Here is a 6,721-nt window from a genome sequence, read left to right as displayed (position 1 = left end):
CTATCATCGTTTCCGCTCGACTTGCATGTGTTAAGCCTGCCGCCAGCGTTCAATCTGAGCCATGATCAAACTCTTCAGTTTAATCTTGCTATGAAGCTCTTTAAAGAAGCTTCTAAACTTGGCTCATTTAATCTGGCAAAATCGCTAAAAATTATGTTCGTAATGAATTAACTTTGAGTTTTTCTGCTGTCTTAAATGATAATTTTTATAGTTAATAATCTTTCCGAAAGGAAAAGATAGTCAACTTTATTTTTTAGCATTCTGAATCAGCAAAAATCCACACAAGTTGTTCTTTAGTTATGCTTTTAAATAGTCTCAATCACTGTCGTCCAGTCATCGATATATAGGGTGTTACTTACGCTATCTGCTTCTCCCGTTGCCGGTTAAGCTATCTAGCGAGCCGACTATCTTATCATAATGATTTGAATTGTCAAGCTTTTTTATAATTTCGTTTCACCAAGTTAACCGCGTTATTAATGTGTAATCTACACATCATCTACTGCCAGTCCGTCTGATGAGGGCGTATTATAGACCCTTTATTTATGAAGTCAAGAGGTATTTTCTATTTAGTTTGAAATAACTTAATTACTTAAGATTCCTTACCACTTCCCTTTCGACTGGGTGGCATTATACGCAGGTTTGAGGCTGGGTCAAGGGGTTATTGTGGAGATCTTGCTAACTGGTTTGGTAGAAGCTAAATAGTGAAGACATTTCAATGGATTATATACTTCAATAATTTTACTTATTTGACAATGGTTATGCAAAATAGGGTTTAGCGATGTTTTTAGGATACTACTGTTAAAGGGCTAGACATAAAATGGAATAGACATAAAAAAAGCCACTATTCGTGTTAGTGGCTTTTTAGTGGTGCTCATCAACAGTATCTTTTACTATACGGCTTTATACATAATCAATCGCCATCATTAAGCATAGCGCCATCATGATGATAATGGATAGTCCAAAGATCTTATACGCCCACTTAATCTGCTGTTGGACTTGGTCTTGTTGACTGGTGACCTTGATCGGTTTCATAGCAACAAGTAACCAATAGCCTGACAACAGTAGATGGACGCCCAAATACCAATAGCCAGTTGCGTTCAACGCTGTGAGCAAACTGCCCACGACTAAGAAACAGGCAATACTAATCGTAATATGCCACTGAGTCGTTCTAAAGGAGTGCTTGACTGGTAATACAGGAATACTGGCTGCACTGTAGTCTTTTTTGCGAAAAACAGCGATGGCATAAGCATGCGGCATCTGCCAAATAGCAAACATAGCAAACAGTACCCAATACACCCCATCGATAGACGGCGTCAAAGCAGCATAGCCAATCACTGGCGGAATAGCACCAGAAAAACTACCAATAAACGTTCCCCAGACGGAGTGCCGCTTAAAGTACAGACTATAAAATCCAACGTAAACGACATAACCAAATAACGCTGAATATAAAGCCAGTGGCGTGGTAGCTGCTAAACATACTACCCCGATACCTAGTAGTAATACTGCATAGAGTATTGCGTTGGTAATAGAGAGCTCACCTGTCACCAAAACACGGTCACAGGTGCGCTGCATCCTCGAGTCAATATCACGATCGATGATGTTATTAATTACACAACCAGACGCTATCACGGTCAAAGTTCCAATCAAGGCTTGAAGCAATATCAACCAATCGGGATTGCCTTTGGCCGCTAAAAAATAGCCACCCAAAACGGTGATAGCATTGCCAAACACAATGCCAGGTTTGATGACCTGAACAAGCGGTTGTTTGGCGACATCGAGTTTTAACTGTGCAAGTTTATTCATGATAGTCCATCAGTTAATATCGTCAAATGCCTGAGCCATATGGATGAAACAGTGCCATATAGGGATGATGAGCCTATATATAAAAGCTCATCATTAGACATTTGCGATAACTTATATACGCAAGCTTGCGGCGCAAATAAGAAAGTTAGGAACTTACTGTTGCATATCAGCCATGTCTGAATGATCAGCCATGTCCGAGTGGTCTTCTTGTGGTGTAGCAGCAGGCGCACCTTGATTAGACGGCTTGTAGGTATCTGGTAGATCTAATTTATCTTCAAAACCTTCAAGTTCACGATCCAATCTCGGTGTACCATCAGCATTGGTCGGCATCTTCATGCCCATGTCCATCTGCATTTTACCCATGCCAGGCATCATGTTTTCGTTGGCGTTGTGCATAATCCACAATGAACCAACCATAACAATCGCTACCACAAACAAGGTGAATAAGAAGCTATAGAGCGTATTACGCTGTTCAGGGCTAAAGTCCACATGCAAAAAGAAATATACTTGCACAAAAACCTGGGCAGCAGCAAAAACAGCAATCATCCAAATCGCGCTCATGCCTGACATTATATTGCTCATAATGAGCCAAAATGGAATGACCGTCAGAATGGCTGATAGTACAAAGCCGATAATATAACTCTTTTTACTTCCATGACTGCTCTGGCCGTGACTTACATCGCCATGTGCATGAGCGTGCTCGGCTGCATGCAAATTCTCATTTTTCATAATGCCACTCCTACCAGATACACTAGCGAAAAGACGCAAATCCACACGATATCCAAAAAGTGCCAAAACAGACTTAAGCATCTTAAACGCGTCATCATGCGTTCAGAAAGACCAAATTTGCTCAACTGGAACAACGTAAATAGTAACCAGCAGATACCGACCGTGACGTGAATACCGTGCAAACCTACCAGACTAAAGAAGCTCGATAAGAAGGCACTGCGATCAGGCCCGAAGCCTTCGACGATGAGATGATGGAACTCATAAACCTCCATCCCAATAAAGCCCATGCCGAATAGCGCAGTAATCATCAGCCAAAGCTTAAGCTTTGACATGTTGTTTTGATAAGCACCAAGCATGGCAAAACCAAAGGTGATACTACTGATCAGTAGCAAGAACGTTTCAACCAAAACAAACTTAAGGTCGAAAATATCTTTAGGACTTGGACCATCTGCTACGCCAACCTTCAATACTGCATAAGCGGCGAAGAACGTGGCAAACAGAACCAAATCTGTCATTAAGTAAACAAAGAAACCGAGTACTTTATTACCCTGTGCATCCAAGTGGTCTGGATGATGAGGATCACTATGGTTAAAGTAATCTATATTGCCTTTGTGATGATCATCAGACGGCAACAACTCCTCGCCGTTGTCGTCTGGTAAATTACTATTTACTTCATGCGTATGCATAGTTTCGGTACTACTCATAATCCGTCTCCTGCGTGAGCCGTACGAAGACGCTTATAATAAGCATTTTCAATTTTTTCAATCTCATCCACTGGTACGATGTAATCGATATCACGTTTGTTGGCTTCACGAATCACAAAGAAAATGATGACTAAGAAAGAGGCGATTACCAACCACCAGATGTGCCAGATAAAAGCAAAGCCAAAGACGAACGTCAATAAACCAATAATCACACCAGAGTCTGTATTTTTTGGCATATGTATTGGGCTATAGTAATTGGGCGCTTTATCTGACGTCCAACCGCTGTCTTTAAGATGAGCGAGAGCATCAAGATCGTTAATAACTGGCAGTTGAGCAAAGTTATAAAACGGTGCAGGTGATGGCGTGCTCCACTCTAACGTACGACCATTCCAAGGATCCCCACTCACATCAGCAAGACGCTCACGATCGCGATAACTGACATAGAACATCATAAGCTGGCTGAAAATACCGAACAAAATAATAAAGGCACCAACCGCAGCAACGATCAACCAGATCTGCCAAACATCATTGGCATAGTGGTTGGTACGACGCGTCATACCGAAAAATCCTAAAACGTATAGCGGCATGAAGGCCACAAAGAAGCCGATGAGCCAGCCCCAAAAAGCACGTTTGCCCCACTTCTCATCCAAACGATAGCCAAACATTTTTGGCCACCAAAAGGTAATACCCGCAAAGTATCCAAATACAGCACCACCAATAATGGTGTTATGGAAATGCGCGATTAAGAACAGACTGTTATGCAAGACATAATCAATCCCAGGAACCGCCAGCATGACACCCGTCATACCACCAATGGTAAAGGTAATGATAAAGCCAAGTGTCCATAAAATTGGCGTACCAAAGACGATCTTGCCTCGATACATGGTAAAGAGCCAGTTAAAGACCTTAACCCCAGTGGGTATGGCAATAATCATGGTCGTAATACCAAAGAAGGCATTGACGTTCGCACCTGAACCCATGGTAAAGAAGTGATGCAGCCAAACGATGAAACTTAAAATGGCAATAACCATCAAGGCATAGACCATACTGACGTAGCCAAATAGTTTTTTCTGCGAGAAAGTCGAGATAACTTCTGAGAAAATACCAAAAGCAGGTAGTACCAAGATATATACCTCTGGGTGACCCCAAATCCAAATCAGATTGATATACATCATGACGTTGCCGCCTGCATCATTGGTAAAGAAGTGCATACCAAGATAGCGGTCTAGCGTTAGCATTGCCAACGTTGCTGTTAGTACAGGGAAAGCCGCAACGATCAAGATGTTGGTACAAAGTGCTGACCACGTAAAAATCGGCATGTGCATCAGATTCATGCCAGGCGCACGCATCTTTAGAATCGTCACTAAGAAGTTGACACCTGTCAGCAAGGTTCCCAATCCTGACAGCTGCAAGGCCCAGATATAATAATCCACCCCCACTGTTGGACTGTATGTCAGCTCTGACAATGGTGGATAAGCCAACCAACCGGTTGCCGCAAAATCACCAATGACGAGTGACACGTTGACCAATAAAGCACCAGTAACGAACAGCCAAAATGACAATGAGTTTAGGAACGGAAAGGCCACATCACGTGCACCAATCTGTAGCGGTATGATCGCATTCATGAGTCCCACAACCAGAGGCATGGCAACAAAGAAAATCATAATCACGCCGTGGGCGGTGAAAATCTGGTCATAATGATGCGGCGGTAAGTACCCTGTCTCAGGATAGTTAGCCAGCATCTGATGGGTACGCATCATAATGGCGTCACTAAAGCCGCGTAATAGCATCACAATCGCGACGACGATATACATGATACCGATTTTTTTATGGTCAACTGAGGTTAGCCAATCGTGCCAAAAAACGCCCCAAAGCCTCTTTTTGGTTAGAAAAATTAAAACTGCTAGCCCAGCCAAGGCCATCATACCACCAGCCGCCATAATAATAGGCTCGTGGTAAGGTATTGCCTCAAGGGACAATCTACCGAATATTGCTTCCATAATCAGCTTTCCTATTATTGAGCGTCAGCTTCTTGCGCATCATCTTTATTTGATGGCGCTGCTGGGTTAATGCTACCTTCGCCGTCATCCTTCAAATCAGACTCTAAGCCCTTGTTCACCGCATTTTTATTATCACGCTGATTGACTTCATTAGACTCTATAAACTGATTTTGTTGCTTTGTGTCTGAGCCATACTGATTCACAATATAGTCAAACATATCAGGCTGAGCCGATTTGAAATATTCGATGGCATGGTTTTCTGATGGTTTCGATAACTCTTCATAAACCGCAGTATCGAGAACCTTATTGTCTCCCGCTTTGATTTTAGAAACCCAGTCATCGAAACCTTGCTTATCGACAGCATGGGCCAAAAATTTCATATCCGAGAAACCAGGACCACTATAGTTGGCAGAAAGTCCGTTATAGACACCAGGCTCATTAGCGATCAGATGCAATTGTGTCACCATGCTCGACATGGCATAAATTTGGCTGCCCAGTCTAGGAATGAAGAACGAATTCATCACCGTATCGGAAGTGATTTTAAAACTAACTGGACGATCTACTGGTAGATAAAGTTCATTGACGACGGCAATATCTTGTTCTGGGTAGATAAATAACCATTTCCAGTTTTGTGCCACAACTTGAATCTCAAGCGGAGGATTGTCTTTTTGAGTGTCTAATGGCTTATAAGGATCAAGCGCGTGAGTACTGCGCCAAGTAATCACAGCTAAGATTGCAATAATAATAATGGGAATCGTCCACATTAAAATTTCAATCCAAGTGTTGTGTGACCACTGAGGGTCGAAGTCTTTATCAGCATCTGGTCTATCCGCGCGATAACGGTAAGTAAACCAGAGCGCCATGACGATGACTGGTATAACCACAATCAACATCAAGGCAGTGGTAACAATGATAAGTTCTTTATTTTGCACGCCAACTGCACCCTGAGGATGCAATACACCTTTATCACAGGCGGTCAGGAGCAAGCTGCTTATCAATACCACTAAGTTGGCCTTTAGCCAGATCGGTAATTTGAAAAACGTCATGCCTTGTTAACCTTATATTCGGTCAGTTTTGTTAGTACATGTTAAATGTTAGAAACACTCCATGGCTGTCACATTTTTACAATGGACAGTCAAGAGATGACGCTAATTTTTGACCTTATTTATACCCTCAGTCGCGTTGGCTATCACCATGTCAGCACTGTTACCAATCAAAATTTGGTGGGTAACACTGCTGACAATTTTAAGCAACGAAGTATGCATTCGGTCACTAGATTGCGACCATCATCAATAGAGTAGGTCTTAACGCTATTTGCCCAACCAAATCAGCCGCACAGAATGACGAAACAGTAGCAATAAGGTACTGTTTGTATTAATGTACAAGACTGAGAAGATTGGGAAATCGATTTACTAAAAGGGTATCGATATTTGAGTGTGGCTTATTGTGAGGCTAAATTCTGTCTGGCTACCACAGCATTATTCC

5 protein-coding genes and 1 rRNA gene are annotated in these 6,721 nt (G+C 42.2%); all 6 read right to left on the bottom strand.

The window, feature by feature from the left end; genetic code table 11:
- Positions 1–81, bottom strand: a 16S ribosomal RNA gene (locus JMX83_RS03970); the annotation flags it as partial.
- An 819-nt stretch (positions 82–900) separates the two neighbouring features.
- Positions 901–1,803: a heme o synthase gene (gene cyoE / locus JMX83_RS03965; RefSeq protein ID WP_201599255.1), complete on the bottom strand. Its 903-nt coding sequence runs from the start codon at positions 1,801–1,803 to the stop codon at positions 901–903.
- Between the two features lie 153 nt (positions 1,804–1,956).
- A complete protein-coding gene (gene cyoD, locus JMX83_RS03960; protein ID WP_201599254.1) occupies positions 1,957–2,532 on the bottom strand; it encodes a cytochrome o ubiquinol oxidase subunit IV in 576 nt (191 codons plus the stop codon).
- Positions 2,529–3,236, bottom strand: a complete 708-nt coding sequence (gene cyoC, locus JMX83_RS03955; protein WP_227675712.1) for a cytochrome o ubiquinol oxidase subunit III — start codon at positions 3,234–3,236, stop codon at positions 2,529–2,531. Before cyoC ends, cyoD begins: the two co-directional genes overlap by 4 nt.
- Complete coding sequence (gene cyoB, locus JMX83_RS03950) at positions 3,233–5,236, bottom strand: cytochrome o ubiquinol oxidase subunit I (protein WP_265089483.1); 2,004 nt, start codon at positions 5,234–5,236, stop codon at positions 3,233–3,235. Before cyoB ends, cyoC begins: the two co-directional genes overlap by 4 nt.
- Positions 5,237–5,250: 14 nt before the next feature.
- Positions 5,251–6,282, bottom strand: coding sequence for a ubiquinol oxidase subunit II (gene cyoA, locus JMX83_RS03945; RefSeq protein ID WP_201599253.1), 1,032 nt, complete (start codon positions 6,280–6,282; stop codon positions 5,251–5,253).
- Positions 6,283–6,721 lie beyond the last annotated feature (439 nt).

Origin of the sequence: Psychrobacter piscatorii (assembly GCF_904846415.1) — a bacterium.
In the GTDB taxonomy this organism is placed as follows: domain Bacteria; phylum Pseudomonadota; class Gammaproteobacteria; order Pseudomonadales; family Moraxellaceae; genus Psychrobacter; species Psychrobacter piscatorii.
This window is presented reverse-complemented; position numbering and strand designations above follow the sequence as displayed.